This is a genomic window from Paraburkholderia sp. SEWSISQ10-3 4 (assembly GCF_030464785.1).
Classification (GTDB): Bacteria; Pseudomonadota; Gammaproteobacteria; order Burkholderiales; family Burkholderiaceae; genus Paraburkholderia; species Paraburkholderia aspalathi.
In genome coordinates this window covers 39,064-54,751 of sequence record NZ_JALPRI010000015.1, presented here as the reverse complement: position 1 = coordinate 54,751, position 15,688 = coordinate 39,064, and the positions used below count along the sequence as shown (strand labels likewise).

Genomic DNA, 15,688 nt, shown 5'->3' with positions numbered 1-15,688 from the left:
ATGCCGCATCGACTGTTCCGTCTGCTGACGGTTGTTTGGGTCGGTAGTCTGTTGACTATCGGCTATGCCGTCGCGCCGGTGTTGTTCACGTCGCTCGATCGCATGACGGCGGGCGCCGTGGCGGCGCAACTGTTTCGTATCGAGGGCGTGCTGGGTGCGGTGTGCGGCATTTTGCTGCTGGGCCTCGCGAACGTACTGGTACGCCGGGGCAGCGACGCTTATCGCCGTTTGCGCTGGTTGATCGTCGGCATGCTGGTGTGCGTGCTGGTGGGTTACTTTGCGCTGCAGCCGTTCATGAATGCAATGCGCATTGCCGCGCTGGAAGCGGGCAGTGATGTCGGACATTCGGCTTATGCGACGCGCTTCGGCATCCTGCATGGCGTATCGAGTCTGTTTTACCTGATCGAGAGCCTGCTGGGTGTGGCGCTGGTGTGGAAACTGCCGGCGAGCCTCGGTGTCGTGAGCACGGAGCAGGGCGCTCGCAGCGCTGCGGGGAAAGTAACCAGTTGAGTGGTATGGTTCTACCTTGCTTGAGCGGGTCTGCCCATTGCGTTACCCAGATGGGCATCAAATAGTCATCACCCGGGCCCGCTGAGCAGTTCACCCCAAGGTGCGGACACCGCCCGCACCCTCATCATTCGCTTACTTCGACGACTGATGCGCGCGCTTCGCGCTGGTCTGGCGCTTCTTGGCGCGTTTGATATTGCCGCCTTGCGTGACGCGTTCATTGCCGCGCACCACGACCGCTTTTGCCTTCGGCTTGCGCATCGGGATTTCGCTGGGCTTCACCACCGTGACCACGCGCGGTGCGCGGCCTTTGCCCGGTTTGGCTTCGACAGCCGCTTCGCGGGCGCTCGGCAGGGCGCCGCGCTTGGCCTTGACAGCCGGTTGCACCGCGGCTTCCGGCTTCCAGATCACCAGCAGCTTGCCGATATGCTGGATCGGCGCGGCGTTCAGCGTGTCGCAGATCTGTTCGTAGATGGCAATGCGTTCTTCGCGTTCGTCGCCGAACACGCGGATCTTGATCAGTTGATGCGCGCCAAGGTGGACCTTGATTTCCGACAGCACAGCGTCGGTCAAGCCTTCGGCGCCGACGAGCACGACCGGTTTGAGCGCATGTGCCTGGGAGCGCAACTCGGCGCGTTGGTCGGAAGAGACTTTAAGGGCTGGCATGGAAAGTGGGAGACTCGACTAAAATGGCGGCACCTGCATTTCCGAGAGATTCGGCCAATAGCGCAGGGCGGCGCGTCAGAACAACAGAATCGCGGATGACTGCCAGTTTTGGCGGTGGCCGCGCGAATTAACCGCGTATTATCCCCTAAAGCGCCACATTTCGCAGCAAGAGTTCACCTTTAATGGCAAAAAACAAGTTCAACACGGCGTGGTTGCATGATCACATCAACGACCCGTACGTCAAAATGGCGCAGCGGGAGGGCTATCGCGCCCGCGCAGCCTACAAGCTGAAGGAAATCGACGAGCAGGACAAGCTGATCCGGCCAGGCCAGGTAATTGTCGACCTCGGCTCGGTGCCGGGCAGCTGGAGCCAGTACGCCCGCAACAAACTCGCCAAGGGCTCGCAGCGCGACGCCGAGCGCGAGGGCGGCATCGACGGCACGATCATCGCGCTGGACATGCTGCCGATGGAGCCAATCGCCGACGTGCATTTCATCCAAGGCGACTTCCGCGAAGACTCGGTTCTCGAGCAACTCGAAGAATTAGTCGGAGAACGCCAGGTTGATCTTGTAATTTCGGATATGGCGCCCAACCTGTCGGGAGTGGCGGTGGCGGATGCCGCGCGAATCGAGCATCTGTGCGATATCGCGATGGAATTTTCGCAAAACCACCTGAAGCCGGATGGCGCCCTTTTAGTCAAATGTTTTCATGGCAGCGGTTATAGCCAGATTGTCGAAAAGTTCAAGCGCCAGTTCAAGGTGGTGGCGGCCCGCAAGCCGAAAGCCTCGCGGGACAAATCGTCAGAAACGTTTATTTTGGGTAAGCATCTGAAGCGCCCCGCGTAGGTGCGCTGCAGGAAGGTTCCGCATCTGCCGATAATGTGCCGACAGCACCGGAAATTGGCGCTGAAATGGCCCGCTGCGCTATTTGTGTGGTAGCGAAACCTTATGGCAGGGGTCTGCGGACTGGATTAGAATGCTTTCGTGGTGCCGCAAGGCAAATGTAGGCGCCCGTCTAAGTGAAGGAGTGGTGCTTTGAACAACAATATGTTTTCGAAAGCAGCAGTGTGGCTGGTTATCGCACTGGTGCTGTTTACGGTGTTCAAGCAGTTCGACAAGCCCCGTGTCCAGGAAGGCGTTTCCTATTCGCAGTTCATGGACGACGCGAAGAACGGCAAAGTCAAGAACGTCATTGTCCAGGGGCGGAACCTCACGGTCACTCCAGCAGACGGCCAGAAGTACCAGATCGTGTCGCCCGGCGACATCTGGATGGTCGGCGATCTGATGAAGTATGGCGTTCAGGTGAGCGGCAAGGCTGATGACGAACCGAATGCGCTGGTGTCCGCGCTGTACTACCTCGGACCAACGATCCTGATCATCGGCTTCTGGTTCTACATGATGCGACAGATGCAGGGAGGCGGGAAAGGCGGTGCGTTCTCGTTCGGTAAATCCCGTGCACGTCTGATCGACGAAAATAACAACGCTATCAATTTCACCGACGTCGCCGGTTGCGACGAAGCCAAGGAAGAAGTCTCCGAACTGGTCGACTTCCTGCGCGATCCGCAGAAATTCCAGAAGCTGGGCGGACGCATTCCGCGCGGCGTGCTGCTGGTGGGCCCTCCGGGAACGGGTAAGACCTTGCTGGCGCGCGCTATCGCCGGTGAGGCGAAGGTGCCGTTCTTCAGCATTTCGGGTTCGGACTTCGTGGAAATGTTTGTGGGTGTTGGTGCGGCTCGTGTGCGCGACATGTTCGAGCAGGCCAAGAAGCATGCACCGTGTATCGTGTTTATCGACGAAATCGACGCGGTCGGCCGTCATCGCGGCGCCGGCATGGGTGGCGGTAACGACGAACGCGAACAGACCTTGAACCAGATGCTGGTCGAGATGGACGGCTTCGAAGCGAACTCGGGCGTGATCGTGATCGCTGCCACGAACCGTTCGGACGTGCTCGACAAGGCGCTGCTGCGTCCGGGCCGTTTCGACCGTCAGGTGTACGTCGGTCTGCCGGACATCCGTGGTCGCGAGCACATCATGAAGGTTCACCTGCGCAAGGTGCCGATTTCGAACGACGTCGACGCAGCGGTGATCGCACGCGGCACACCGGGCTTCTCGGGCGCCGATCTGGCGAACCTGGTCAACGAAGCAGCCTTGTTCGCGGCTCGCCGCGGCAAGCGCATCGTCGAGATGAACGACTTCGAAGACGCGAAAGACAAGATCTTCATGGGTCCGGAGCGCAAGTCGGCCGTGATTCGCGAAGAATCGAAGCGTGCTACTGCGTATCACGAGTCGGGTCACGCGGTCATCGCCAAGCTGTTGCCGAAGGCCGATCCTGTGCACAAGGTCACGATCATCCCGCGCGGCCGTGCGCTGGGCGTCACGTGGCAGTTGCCGGAGCATGACAACGAAACGTATTCGAAAGACTATCTGCTGGACCGCCTCGCGATCCTGTTCGGTGGCCGTGTCGCGGAAGAGCTGTTCCTGAACCTGATCAGCACCGGCGCATCGGACGACTTCAACAAGGCAACGGCTACGGCCCGCGCCATGGTGGCTCGCTTCGGTATGACGGACGCACTCGGACCGATGGTCTACGTCGACGACGAAAACGACGCAACGCCGTTTGGCCGTGGCTTCACGCGCACCATTTCGGAAGCGACGCAACAGAAGGTCGACGCGGAAATCCGCCGCGTGCTCGACGAGCAGTACAACCTCGCCAAGCGCCTGCTGGACGAGAACCGCGACAAGGTCGAAGCGATGACCGCCGCACTGATGGAGTGGGAAACGATCGACGCCGATCAGATCAACGACATCATGGCAGGCCGTCCGCCGCGTTCGCCGAAGAGCTCGCCGCCGTCGGCAAGCGACGCCTCGTCGGGCGGCAGCCCGGGCACCGAGGTCAAGCCGGGCAGCGCGACCGCGCCGGCCTGATCGGCGACCAGTAGAAAGTGCGGGCCGGTGTGATTCACACCGGCCCGTTTTGCATTTATTCGTTTTACGTGATTGACCGCTACGTGTCGAAAGTCGAATTTCCCTCTCTTCCCATTCCCGAACCGCTGCAATGCGGCCGCTTCAAGCTGACCTTTGAACGCCCGTTAGTCATGGGCATCCTGAACGTCACGCCCGATTCGTTTTCCGATGGCGGCCAGTACGCGATGCGCGGCGACGCGTTACGCCAGGCCGAGCGCATGCTGCTTGATGGCGCGGACATCATCGACATCGGCGGCGAGTCGACCCGTCCGGGTGCGCCGCCCGTGCCGCTCGACGAAGAGCTGGAGCGGGTGATCCCGCTGGTCGAACTACTGCATGGCGCGAACGTGCCGCTGTCGGTCGACACGTACAAGCCGGAAGTGATGCGTCACGCACTGACCGCGGGTGCGGACCTGATCAACGATATCTGGGGCTTCCGGATGCCCGGTGCGATCGACGCCGTTCGCGACAGCGAGTGCGGTCTGTGCGTGATGCATATGCTCGGCGAACCGCAGACCATGCAGCTCGGTGAGCCTGCCTATGACGACGTGGTGGGCGAAGTTCGGCAGTTTCTTGAAGAACGGGTGGCCACCCTGAAGCAGGCGGGCATCGCTCGTGCTCGTATCAGCGTGGACCCGGGCTTTGGTTTCGGCAAGGCGGTGATCGAACACAATTACGCACTGCTCGCGCATCTGCCGGACACGGCGCCGCGGGCCGAGCCGCCGTACCCCATTCTGGCCGGCATGTCGCGCAAGTCGATGGTCGGCGCGGTCGTCGGACGCCCGGCGCCGGAGCGCGTCGCGGGCAGCATCGCCGCCGCGGTGTGTGCCGCCGGGCGCGGTGCGGCAATTCTGCGCGTGCACGACGTCGCGCAAACAGTGGATGCATTGAAAGTATGGGCGGCCATGCGCGACGCGGCGAATCACAGCCGCGCGCGCGGCTGAACCCACAAGCCAAGGAGGAACATAAAACATGGCACGTCGTTATTTCGGAACAGACGGGATTCGGGGCAAGGTCGGCGAAGGGCCGATCACGCCGGAGTTTGTATTGCGGCTCGGCTACGCGGCCGGCAAGGTACTCGCGGGCGCGGACCGCTGGGCGAGAACGGGCGCACGGCCCACGGTGCTGATCGGCAAAGACACCCGGGTGTCGGGCTATATGCTCGAAGCCGCGCTCGAAGCGGGCTTTTCCGCGGCAGGCGTCGACGTCATGCTGGCCGGGCCGATGCCGACCCCGGGTATCGCCTATCTGACGCGTGCACTGCGGCTCGCCGCGGGCGTCGTGATCAGTGCGTCGCACAATCCGTACTACGACAACGGCATCAAATTCTTCTCCGCCGACGGCAACAAGCTGCCCGACGAAGTGGAATTGCAGATCGAAGAACAACTCGATCTGCCGCTCGCATGCGCCGCCTCCGAGCAACTCGGCAAGGCGCGGCGCCTCGACGACGCAGCCGGCCGCTATATCGAGTTCTGCAAGAGCACGTTCCCGGCGGCGTTCGACTTGCGCGGCCTGAAGCTGGTGGTCGATTGCGCGCACGGTGCCGCGTACGACGTCGCACCGCACGTGTTCCATGAACTCGGTGCCGACGTGATTCCGATCGGCGTCGCACCGAACGGTTTCAATATCAACGACGGCGTCGGCGCGACCGCGCCGGACGCGCTGGTGCGCGCGGTGCGCGCAAATCACGCGGACCTCGGCATCGCGCTCGACGGCGACGCCGACCGGCTGCAGGTCGTGGACGCGGCAGGCCGCCTGTATAACGGCGACGAGCTGCTCTACGTGCTGGTCAAGGACCGGATGGCGACCGACGGCAAAGTGGAAGGCGCGGTCGGCACCTTGATGACCAACATGGCGGTCGAAGTCGCGCTGCAGGAAGCCGGCGTGAAGTTCGTCCGCGCGGCGGTGGGCGACCGCTACGTGCTCGAGCAATTGCGCGAACACGGCTGGCAGCTGGGCGCAGAAGGCTCGGGCCATATTCTGTCCCTTGACCGCCATTCGACCGGCGACGGCATCGTGTCGGCCCTGCTGGTGCTGGCAGCAATGAAGCGCAGCGACAAAACGCTCGCCGAGCTGCTCCACGGAGTGACGCTGTTCCCGCAGAAGCTGATCAACGTACGGATGCAGCCCGGCGCGGATTGGAAGGGCAGCGACGCGATCCGCCGAGCCATCAGCACGGCCGAGGCAGCGCTGAACGGCCGCGGCCGCGTGCTGATCCGGGCCTCGGGCACCGAGCCCGTTCTGCGCGTGATGGTGGAGGCGGAAAAAGTCGACGACGCCATTCGCCATTCCGAAGCGATCGCCAACGCGGTCAAGCTGGCCACTGCCTAAACTGCGCCTTGCCCACGGCGGCGAGGGACGACAATGAGCGCGTCCCCGCCGCCGCACCCCTTCGCCGTACCCCCTCGAAGCACACGCAAACGTTCGCGTCCCATTTTTTTCGCCTAATCTGTAGAACGGCGCCCGCGACGCCGCCAAAGAGGCGATTTGTCCGCGCTGACGCCTTTCACCTTAGTAATCTCACTGTCACATCCGTTTCACGGTTAGTCACGTTACTGTCACAAAGAGACCCTAAGCTTCGCGGTGTTCGTGTTATTCGCTTACACCGCTCACACCCTTGGAGGTCTCATGAAATTGATGCAAACCGTGTTCGCTGGCGTCGCTGGCGCGCTTTTCGCGATCGCAGCGCAAGCCGCAGACATCACCGGCGCGGGCAGCACCTTCGCAGCACCGATCTACACGAAGTGGGCCGATGCCTACCAGAAGTCGGGTGGCGGCAAGGTCAACTATCAAGGTATCGGTTCGTCGGGTGGCGTGAAGCAGATCGTCGCGAAGACTGTTGACTTCGCTGGTTCGGACGCTCCGCTGAAGGACGAAGAGCTCGCGAAGGAAGGCCTGTTCCAGTTCCCGACGGTTGTCGGCGGCGTGGTGCCGGTTGTTAATGTGCCGGGCGTGACGCCGGGTGAACTGACGCTGTCGGGCGAAGTGCTCGGCGACATCTACCTGGGCAAGATCAAGAAGTGGAACGATCCGGCGATCGTTGCACTGAACCCGAAGGCTAAGCTGCCTGATACCGACATCGCCGTGGTTCGCCGCGCCGACGGTTCGGGCACCAGCTTCATCTGGACGAACTACCTGTCGAAGGTCAACGCAGACTGGAAGTCGAAGGTGGGTGAAGGTTCGACGGTCAACTGGCCGACGGGTACGGGCGGCAAGGGCAACGACGGCGTCGCAGCTTTCGTGCAACGTCTGCCGGGCGCAATCGGCTACGTCGAATGGGCGTACGCGAAGCAGAACAAGATGACGTATGTCGGCCTGAAGAATTCGTCGGGCACGGTGGTCGAGCCGAAGACGGAAACGTTCAAGGCAGCGGCAGCGGGCGCGGACTGGTCGAAGTCGTTCTACCAGATCCTGACGAACGAGCCGGGCAAGAACGCATGGCCGATCGTCGGCGCAACGTTCGTGCTGCTGCACACGGCGCAGGACAAGCCGGCACAAGGCACCGAAACGCTGAAGTTCTTCGACTGGGCGTTCAAGAATGGCTCGCAAGCTGCGAACGATCTGGACTACATTTCGCTGCCGGATTCGGTTGTGTCGGAAATCCGCACGCAGTGGAAGTCGAAGGTGAAGGACGCTGCAGGCAAGCCGATCGCTGACTAAGCGACGTAGCATGCAGTAAGCAGCAATACATTGGCCGTCCTCATTCGAGGACGGCCAATGGCGTTACCCCGGCATTAGCCAGCATTGTCCGCCGCGCGACAAGTGTCGTACGGCAACTGGAAACAGGTCCATCAGGCTCTCATGTCCGATATCCAATTAGCGTCTGGCGCGGCGAAATCGACACCGCCCGGCAGCACGTCGCAGCAGAAAGCGCCCAGCCGCGCCGGCGACGTCATCTTCGGCGGCCTTGCCCGTCTCTCCGCCATCATCACCTTGTTGCTGCTCGGCGGCATCATCGTTTCGCTGATCGTCGCTTCGCTGCCGTCGATCAAGCAGTTCGGCCTCGCGTTCCTATGGACCGCCGACTGGGATCCACCAAGCAAGCAATTCGGCGCATTGGTGCCTATCTACGGCACGATCGCGACCTCGCTTATTGCACTCATCATCGCGGTGCCGGTCAGCTTCGGCATTGCGCTTTTCCTGACCGAACTCGCTCCCGCCTGGCTGCGCCGTCCGCTCGGCGTCGCCATCGAACTGCTTGCCGCGATTCCGTCGATCGTCTACGGCATGTGGGGTCTGCTGGTGTTCGCGCCGATCTTCGCGACCTGGTTCGAAAAGCCGCTTGGCACGCTCCTCGGCGGTATTCCTATCGTCGGCGCGTTGTTTCAGGGGGCGCCGATCGGCATCGGCATCCTGTGCGCCGGGGTCATCCTCGCCATCATGATCATTCCGTACATCGCTTCAGTGATGCGCGACGTGTTCGAAGTCACGCCGGTCCTGTTGAAGGAATCGGCCTACGGCATCGGCTGCACGACGTGGGAAGTGATGTGGAAGATCGTGCTGCCCTTCACCAAGAGCGGCGTGATCGGCGGCGTGATGCTCGGCCTCGGCCGCGCGCTCGGCGAGACCATGGCAGTCACGTTCGTGATCGGCAACACCAATCTGCTCGATAACGTCTCGCTGTTTTCGCCGGGCAACAGTATTACCTCGGCGCTCGCCAACGAATTCGCGGAAGCGGATCCGGGCCTGCATACGTCGGCGCTGATGGAACTCGGGTTGATCCTCTTTGTGATTACTTTCATCGTGTTGGCGATCTCGAAGGTCATGCTGCTTCGCCTCGAAAAAGGGGAGGGCGCGAAATGAGCCAGCCCACTTTGAATATGCCGGGTTCGAACGACGCCGTCGCGCTCGAAGCAATGCGCGTGCGCCTGCAAGGTCGCCGCCGCGCGAAGAATGCCGTTGCGCTGACCATGTCGCTCGCGGCTATGGCGTTCGGTCTGCTGTGGCTTGTGTGGATTCTTTATACGACGCTGCGCCTTGGCATCGGCGGGCTGTCGGTCGAATTGTTCACGCAGTCGACGCCGCCGCCGAATACCGATGGCGGTGGTCTCGCCAATGCGATCGTCGGCAGCGTGATGCTGGTTGCGCTCGCAACTTTCGTCGGCACGCCGATCGGTATTCTGGCGGGCGTGTATCTCGCCGAGTATGGTCAGAAGGGCTGGCTCGCCAGTCTCACGCGTTTCATCAACGACATTCTGTTGTCGGCGCCGTCGATCGTCGTCGGTCTGTTCGTCTACGCGCTCGTCGTGGCGAAGATGGGCCACTTCAGCGGCTGGGCCGGCGTATTCGCGCTCGCGTTGCTGCAGATTCCGATCGTGATCCGCACCACCGAGAACATGCTGAAGCTGGTGCCGAATGCGCTGCGTGAAGCCGCTTTCGCACTCGGCACGCCGAAGTGGAAGATGGTGATGTCGATCACGCTGAAAGCTTCGATCGCGGGCATTATCACCGGCGTGCTGCTCGGCGTCGCGCGCATTGCCGGTGAAACGGCGCCGCTGCTCTTCACCGCGTTGTCGAACCAGTTCTTCTCGTGGAACATGGACCAGCCGGTTGCGAACCTGCCGGTCACGATCTACAAGTTCGCGATGAGCCCGTTTGCGCAGTGGCAATCGCTCGCATGGGCCGGCGTCTTCCTGATCACGCTCGCGGTGCTGGGATTGAACATCCTCGCGCGCACGATCTTTTCGAATAAGTAAGGGCGGAGTGTAATCCGATGAATATGGCAGAAACTCAACTCAATCCGGGCACGCGTCCCACGGCGCCGGCCGGTTTCGATCCCGCCCAAAGCGGCCAGGCGCAAGCCCAGTCGCGTCCGAAGATCGAAATCAACGACCTGAACTTCTTCTACGGCAAGTATCACGCGCTGAAGAACATCAATCTGCGGATTCCTGAAGGCAAGGTCACGGCCTTCATCGGCCCGTCGGGTTGCGGCAAGTCGACCTTGCTGCGCACGCTCAACAAGATGTACGCGCTGTATCCGGAGCAACGCGCCGAAGGCGAGATTCTGATGGACGGCGAAAACCTGCTGACCTCCAAGCGCGATATTTCGCTGCTGCGCGCGCGGATCGGCATGGTGTTCCAGAAGCCGACGCCGTTCCCGATGTCGATCTACGACAACATCGCGTTCGGCGTGAAGATGTTCGAAACGCTGCCGCGCTCGGAAATGGACGACCGCGTGGAATGGGCGCTGACCAAGGCCGCACTGTGGAACGAAGTCAAGGATAAACTGGGCCAGAGCGGCTACGGTTTGTCCGGCGGCCAGCAACAGCGTCTGTGTATCGCGCGCGGTATTGCGATCCGCCCTGAAGTGCTGCTGCTCGACGAGCCGTGTTCCGCGCTCGACCCGATTTCCACGGGCCGCATCGAAGAACTGATCGCCGAGTTGAAGAGCGATTACACGGTTGTAATCGTGACGCACAACATGCAACAGGCCGCGCGCTGTTCGGACTACACTGCCTATATGTACCTCGGTGAACTGATCGAATTCGGCGACACCGAAAAGATCTTCATCAAGCCGGTCCGCAAGGAAACCGAGGACTACATCACTGGCCGCTTCGGCTAAGCCGCCGCGCAAAACAACGGAGTACGACATGTCCGATAAACATCTGTCCAGCCAGTTCGACGCCGACCTGAACCTCGTTTCCTCGAAGGTGCTCGAAATGGGCGGCCTGGTCGAGTCGCAGATCGTCAACGCGATGATCGCGCTCAACAACTTCGACCTCGATGTATGCGAGCAGGTGATCGCCGCTGAAGACCGTCTGAACACGATGGAAGTCGAGATCGACGAAGAGTGCAGCAACATCATCGCGCGCCGTCAACCGGCCGCGCGCGACTTGCGCCTCCTGATCGCGATTTCGAAGACCATCACGAATCTCGAGCGCGCCGGCGACGAAGCTGAAAAAATCGCCAAGCGCACCAAGCGTCTGATGGAAGACGGTGCTTCGCGCAGCATCAATATCGCCGAGATCAAATTGTCGGGCGAAATGGCGGTGTCGATCCTGCGCCGCGCGCTGGACGCCTTTGCGCGTCTGGACACGGTTGCCGCCGCGCAGATCATGCGTGACGATAAGGCGATCGACGAAGAATTCCGCGCTTTCGTTCGCAAGCTGATTTCGTACATGACTGAAGATCCGCGTTCGATTTCGGTGGGCCTCGATTTTCTGTTCATCGCCAAGGCGATCGAACGGATCGGTGATCACGCGAAAAACATCGCTGAATTCATTATCTACATCGTCAAGGGCACCGACGTGCGGCACAAGTCGCGCGACGCGCTCGAACGCGAAGCACTCAGTTAACCAGTCATAAGGACCAGAGGTGCCGATGCCCAGCAGCATTCTCGTCATTGAAGATGAGCCCGCCATTTCCGAACTGATTTCGGTCAATCTTCAACACGCCGGACACTGCCCGATTCGCGCGTACAACGCGGAGCAGGCGCAGAACCTGATCAGCGACGTATTGCCCGACCTCGTGCTGCTCGACTGGATGTTGCCGGGCAAGTCGGGCATCGCGTTCGCTCGCGATCTGCGCAACAACGAGCGCACCAAGCACATCCCGATCATCATGCTGACCGCACGTGGCGATGAGCAGGACAAGGTGCTCGGCCTCGAAATCGGCGCGGACGACTACGTCACCAAGCCGTTTTCGCCGAAGGAACTGATGGCGCGTATCAAGGCGGTGTTGCGCCGCCGTGCGCCGCAGTTGACCGAAGACCTGGTCGCGATCAACGGCCTGAAGCTCGATCCGGCAACGCACCGCGTCGCCGCACACGCCGAAGGCAGCGAGATCAAGCTCGATCTCGGCCCGACGGAATTTCGTCTGCTGCACTTCTTCATGACGCACCCGGAGCGCGTGCACAGCCGTACGCAGTTGCTCGATCAGGTGTGGGGCGACCACGTGTTCGTCGAAGAGCGCACGGTGGATGTGCACATCAAGCGTCTGCGCGCGGCACTGAAGCCGGCCGGGTGCGATGCTATGATTGAGACGGTACGCGGCAGCGGCTACCGTCTCGCGAAGAGCGCGTGACTTTGCGGTAGCACTTTTCTCTTCGATCGCTAGAACATGAACATCATCTGGGCGCGCTCCATCGTGTCGGTCGTGCTGCTGGCTGTTCTGTGCGTGGTGGTCGGCGCACTTCTGAACGTCAAGGCAGGGCTGGCCCTCGCGATCGTCATGCTGCTCGCGCAGAGCTTCTTTAGCACCTTCCACAAGCAGCGTTTGTGGCGCCTGCTCGACGCGCCGGTCTACGGCGAAGTGCCGAGCGCCCCCGGCATCTGGGGCGAAATCTACTACCGTCTGCATAAGCTCGCGAAGCGCTGGCATGCGCAGGTGCGTCAGGTCGAGCAGCAGCATTCGCGTTTCATCCAGGCGATCCAGGCGTCGCCGAACGGCGTGGCGATGCTCGACGACCACGATCAGATCGAGTGGTGCAACGCGATCTCCGAACTCCATTTCGGGCTCGATGCGAAACGAGATCTGCGTCAGCACATCACGCATCTCGTGCGTCAGCCCGATTTCGTGCGCTATCTGAATTCGCAACGCTACGAGCAGATGCTGATCATGCGCGGCATGGGCGAGAAGCGCCAGAACGTGCTGTCGGTGCAAGTGTTTCCGTATGGCGAGAATCGCAAGCTGGTGCTGTCGCAGGACATCACCGAGCTGGAGCGTACCGACGCGATGCGGCGCGACTTCGTCGCGAACGTGTCGCATGAATTGAAGACACCGTTGACCGTGTTGTCGGGTTTTCTCGAGACGATGCGGGAACTGCCGCTAAGCGAAGCCGAGCGCGGACGCTACCTTGAGTTGATGGAGCAACAGGCCTCGCGCATGCGCCATATCGTCAACGACTTGCTGGTGCTCGCGAAGCTCGAAGGCGACAACAAGCCGCCGAGCGATCAGATGATCGATATGCGCGCGGTGCTGCGGCATCTGAAGGACGACGCGCAAAGCCTGTCGAGCGACCATCACAAGATCGTGTTCGACGCCGACGAAGGGCTCACTGTCACCGGCGTCGAAACGGAAATTCTCAGCGCGCTGGGCAACCTCGTGACCAATGCGATCCGCTATACGCCGGATGGTGGTGCGATCAAGGTAAGTTGGCAGGCCAACGGCGGTTGTGCAGTGTTTTCGGTTACGGACAGCGGCCTGGGCATTCCAGCCGCGGACATTCCACGTCTGACTGAGCGCTTCTATCGCGTCGACCGCAGCCGCTCGCGCGATACGGGTGGGACGGGTCTCGGGCTCGCCATCGTCAAGCATGTGCTGCAACGGCACGATGCGCAGCTCGACGTGAAGAGCGAAGAGGGGCGTGGCAGCACGTTCACTGTGCGCTTCCCGGTGTTTCGCACGGCGCGTCGGCAACCGGCACCGGTTTGAAAACGTTGGTCTGAAAAAAAGCCCGCCTGGAGCAAGACAAGGCGGGCTTTTTTATGCGCAGCGCCGCTTGCTTCAGCGGAGCGTGAACGCAATCAGGCAATCACAAACTCACGAACAGAATTTCCCTAGCAGACTCATCTGCGCATTGCGCGAGGATTTGCCCGGCCGGCGGCGCCGATAGTGGCCGTCGCTTTGCATCAGCCACGCGGACTGGTTGTCGCCGAGAAAGGCCGACAGCCCTTCAGCAATCACACGCCGCTTCAAGCGACGGTTGTTGACCGGAAACGCCACTTCCACACGGCGGAAGAAGTTACGGTCCATCCAGTCGGCGCTCGACAGATACACCTGTTCCTTGCCGCCGTCGTAGAAGTAGAAGATGCGGTGATGCTCGAGGAAACGCCCGACGATCGAGCGCACCGTGATGTTCTCCGACAAACCTGGCACACCCGGTTGCAACGAACACACGCCACGTACGATCAGATCGATCTTCACGCCCGCCTGTGACGCTTCGTACAGCTCGGCAATCACGGTCGGTTCGAGCAGCGCGTTCATCTTCGCGACGATGCGCGCTTTCTTGCCGGCGCGCGCATGCTCGGCTTCCGCGCGAATCGCTTCGACCAGTTTCGGATGCAGCGTGAACGGCGACTGCCACAACTCGTGCAGCGACAGTTCACCACCGATACCGGTTAGTTGCTGAAACACGTGGTGCACGTCTTCGCAGATCTTCTGATCCGCGGTCATCAGCGCGAAGTCAGTGTAAAGACGTGCGGTGCGCGGGTGATAGTTGCCGGTGCCCAGGTGCACGTAACGCTTGAGCGTGGTCCTGCCGCCCGACGAGACACGCCGCACGATCAGCATCATCTTCGCGTGGCACTTGTGGCCCACCACGCCGTACACGACGTGCGCGCCCACCGCTTCAAGCTGCGACGCCCAGTTGATGTTGGTTTCTTCGTCGAAGCGCGCGAGCAGTTCGACCACCACCGTCACTTCCTTGCCGTTGCGCGCCGCTTGCATCAGCGCATCCATCAGCGGCGAGTCGGTGCCGGTGCGATAGATGGTCTGCTTGATGGCCATCACGTTCGGGTCTTTAGCTGCCTGCAGCAGCAACTCGAGCACCGGTTGAAAGCTCTCATAAGGATGATGCAGCAGCACGTCCCCCTGATCGATCACGTCGAACATGCTGGTGCTGTTGGCGATCTGCGGCGGGATCGCTGGAATATGCGGAACGAATTTCAGGTCGGGCCGGTCCACCATCTCCGGCAATTGCATCAGCCGCACGAGATTGACGGGGCCGTCGGCGAAATAGCAATCCTTGGTGGTGAGGCCGCTTTCGTCGAGCAGGCGCCGCACGACATGCGTGGGCGTCTCCGCCGACACTTCGAGCCGCACCGCGTTGCCCAGATGGCGCGCCGGCAGTTCGCCCTGCAGCGCGACACGCAGATTGGTGATTTCGTCTTCGTCGACGAACAGTTCGCTATTGCGTGTGATGCGAAACTGGTTGCAGGTGCGCACCACCAGATTCGGGAACAGCTCGCCGACAAAGCGTTGCAGCAACGAGCTCAGCAGCACGAAACCATGCGGATAGCCCGACAGTTCCTGCGGCATGCGCACGAGCCGGGGCAAGGCACGCGGCGCCTGCACGATGCCCATCATCGCCTGGCGGCCGAACGCATCCTTGCCTTCGAGTTCGACGACGAAGTTCAGGCTCTTGTTGAGCACGCGCGGAAACGGGTGAGCCGGATCGAGGCCGATCGGCGTGAGCACCGGCAGCAGTTCGTCGAAGAAGTAATTGCGCGCCCATTCGGTCTGCGCTTCGTTCCACGCTTCAGTGCCGTGAAAATAGATGCCTTCGGCTTCGAGCGCGGTGAGCACCGTGTCGTGCAGCATGGTGTACTGGCGATGCACGAGCCTCTGCGCTCGCTCGACCACGAGGTCGTACACGTGCTGCAGCGACATGCCGTCCGGCGACAGCGCGCCCGGGTTGTCGCGCATCTGTTCCTGCAGTCCGGCCATGCGGACTTCGAAGAATTCGTCGAGGTTGCTACTGGTGATGCAGATGAAACGCAGGCGTTCGAGCAAAGGGACGGCAGGGTCGGCAGCTTGTGCCAACACACGCTCGTTGAAACCCAGAATGCCCAGCTCGCGATTCAATAAGGGGTAGCGGATGGACATCGGCAGCG

General features: G+C 61.4%; 14 protein-coding genes. 12 read left to right on the top strand and 2 right to left on the bottom strand.

What is annotated here, in order from left to right; translation table 11 throughout:
• Entirely contained in the window at positions 1 to 510 is a 510-nt protein-coding gene (locus M0D68_RS24485) for a DUF4149 domain-containing protein (RefSeq protein WP_093640373.1), read from the top strand.
• 132 nt (positions 511 to 642) lie between these two features.
• Here the strand turns inward: M0D68_RS24485 and M0D68_RS24480 are convergent, their stop codons facing one another.
• Positions 643 to 1,173 (bottom strand): YhbY family RNA-binding protein, encoded by a 531-nt coding sequence (locus M0D68_RS24480; RefSeq protein WP_093640370.1) that lies wholly within the window; start codon positions 1,171 to 1,173, stop codon positions 643 to 645.
• Between the two features lie 182 nt (positions 1,174 to 1,355).
• Here M0D68_RS24480 and M0D68_RS24475 point away from each other — a divergent pair, with 182 nt between their 5' ends.
• The 11 genes from M0D68_RS24475 to phoR all read left to right on the top strand — a co-directional run bounded on the left by M0D68_RS24475 (position 1,356) and on the right by phoR (position 13,508).
• On the top strand, positions 1,356 to 2,018 hold the full coding sequence (locus tag M0D68_RS24475) for an RlmE family RNA methyltransferase (RefSeq protein WP_054036258.1): 663 nt from the start codon (positions 1,356 to 1,358) through the stop codon (positions 2,016 to 2,018).
• Between the two features lie 189 nt (positions 2,019 to 2,207).
• Complete coding sequence (gene ftsH, locus M0D68_RS24470; protein ID WP_054036261.1) at positions 2,208 to 4,097, top strand: ATP-dependent zinc metalloprotease FtsH; 1,890 nt, start codon at positions 2,208 to 2,210, stop codon at positions 4,095 to 4,097.
• 83 nt (positions 4,098 to 4,180) lie between these two features.
• Positions 4,181 to 5,080, top strand: a complete 900-nt coding sequence (gene folP / locus M0D68_RS24465) for a dihydropteroate synthase (RefSeq protein WP_266225622.1) — start codon at positions 4,181 to 4,183, stop codon at positions 5,078 to 5,080.
• 28 nt (positions 5,081 to 5,108) lie between these two features.
• Positions 5,109 to 6,467, top strand: a complete 1,359-nt coding sequence (gene glmM / locus M0D68_RS24460; protein WP_093640368.1) for a phosphoglucosamine mutase — start codon at positions 5,109 to 5,111, stop codon at positions 6,465 to 6,467.
• 297 nt (positions 6,468 to 6,764) lie between these two features.
• Positions 6,765 to 7,796 carry a phosphate ABC transporter substrate-binding protein PstS gene (gene pstS, locus M0D68_RS24455; protein WP_093640365.1) on the top strand — a complete coding sequence of 344 codons (1,032 nt, stop codon included), beginning with the start codon at positions 6,765 to 6,767 and terminating at the stop codon, positions 7,794 to 7,796.
• Between the two features lie 141 nt (positions 7,797 to 7,937).
• A complete protein-coding gene (pstC, locus tag M0D68_RS24450; RefSeq protein ID WP_093640362.1) occupies positions 7,938 to 8,939 on the top strand; it encodes a phosphate ABC transporter permease PstC in 1,002 nt (333 codons plus the stop codon).
• On the top strand, positions 8,936 to 9,832 hold the full coding sequence (gene pstA, locus M0D68_RS24445) for a phosphate ABC transporter permease PstA (RefSeq protein WP_093640359.1): 897 nt from the start codon (positions 8,936 to 8,938) through the stop codon (positions 9,830 to 9,832). The genes pstC and pstA overlap by 4 nt, the downstream gene beginning before the upstream one ends.
• Positions 9,833 to 9,849: 17 nt before the next feature.
• A complete protein-coding gene (gene pstB, locus M0D68_RS24440; RefSeq protein ID WP_054036269.1) occupies positions 9,850 to 10,698 on the top strand; it encodes a phosphate ABC transporter ATP-binding protein PstB in 849 nt (282 codons plus the stop codon).
• Positions 10,699 to 10,726: 28 nt separating this feature from the next.
• Positions 10,727 to 11,431 carry a phosphate signaling complex protein PhoU gene (phoU, locus tag M0D68_RS24435; protein WP_054036271.1) on the top strand — a complete coding sequence of 235 codons (705 nt, stop codon included), beginning with the start codon at positions 10,727 to 10,729 and terminating at the stop codon, positions 11,429 to 11,431.
• A gap of 25 nt (positions 11,432 to 11,456) precedes the next feature.
• The gene (gene phoB, locus M0D68_RS24430) at positions 11,457 to 12,158 is read left to right on the top strand and encodes a phosphate regulon transcriptional regulator PhoB (RefSeq protein ID WP_028199153.1); all 702 of its coding nucleotides are present in this window, start codon (positions 11,457 to 11,459) and stop codon (positions 12,156 to 12,158) included.
• 36 nt (positions 12,159 to 12,194) lie between these two features.
• Positions 12,195 to 13,508: a phosphate regulon sensor histidine kinase PhoR gene (gene phoR, locus M0D68_RS24425; RefSeq protein WP_200653111.1), complete on the top strand. Its 1,314-nt coding sequence runs from the start codon at positions 12,195 to 12,197 to the stop codon at positions 13,506 to 13,508.
• Positions 13,509 to 13,616: 108 nt separating this feature from the next.
• Here phoR and ppk1 read toward each other — a convergent pair whose 3' ends face one another.
• Positions 13,617 to 15,680: a polyphosphate kinase 1 gene (ppk1, locus tag M0D68_RS24420; RefSeq protein WP_211702281.1), complete on the bottom strand. Its 2,064-nt coding sequence runs from the start codon at positions 15,678 to 15,680 to the stop codon at positions 13,617 to 13,619.
• Between the last annotated feature and the right edge of the window lie 8 nt (positions 15,681 to 15,688).

What these genes read in the sequence shown, in the direction of transcription:
- phoB (WP_028199153.1), top strand. Translation starts at nt 11,457, where the DNA reads ATGCCCAGCAGCATTCTCGTCATTGAAGATGAGCCCGCCATTTCCGAA.
- pstA (WP_093640359.1), top strand. Translation starts at nt 8,936, where the DNA reads ATGAGCCAGCCCACTTTGAATATGCCGGGTTCGAACGACGCCGTCGCG.
- M0D68_RS24480 (WP_093640370.1), bottom strand. Translation starts at nt 1,173, where the DNA reads ATGCCAGCCCTTAAAGTCTCTTCCGACCAACGCGCCGAGTTGCGCTCC.
- pstC (WP_093640362.1), top strand. Translation starts at nt 7,938, where the DNA reads ATGTCCGATATCCAATTAGCGTCTGGCGCGGCGAAATCGACACCGCCC.
- M0D68_RS24485 (WP_093640373.1), top strand. Translation starts at nt 1, where the DNA reads ATGCCGCATCGACTGTTCCGTCTGCTGACGGTTGTTTGGGTCGGTAGT.
- ppk1 (WP_211702281.1), bottom strand. Translation starts at nt 15,680, where the DNA reads ATGTCCATCCGCTACCCCTTATTGAATCGCGAGCTGGGCATTCTGGGT.
- glmM (WP_093640368.1), top strand. Translation starts at nt 5,109, where the DNA reads ATGGCACGTCGTTATTTCGGAACAGACGGGATTCGGGGCAAGGTCGGC.
- pstS (WP_093640365.1), top strand. Translation starts at nt 6,765, where the DNA reads ATGAAATTGATGCAAACCGTGTTCGCTGGCGTCGCTGGCGCGCTTTTC.
- phoU (WP_054036271.1), top strand. Translation starts at nt 10,727, where the DNA reads ATGTCCGATAAACATCTGTCCAGCCAGTTCGACGCCGACCTGAACCTC.
- M0D68_RS24475 (WP_054036258.1), top strand. Translation starts at nt 1,356, where the DNA reads ATGGCAAAAAACAAGTTCAACACGGCGTGGTTGCATGATCACATCAAC.
- phoR (WP_200653111.1), top strand. Translation starts at nt 12,195, where the DNA reads ATGAACATCATCTGGGCGCGCTCCATCGTGTCGGTCGTGCTGCTGGCT.
- pstB (WP_054036269.1), top strand. Translation starts at nt 9,850, where the DNA reads ATGAATATGGCAGAAACTCAACTCAATCCGGGCACGCGTCCCACGGCG.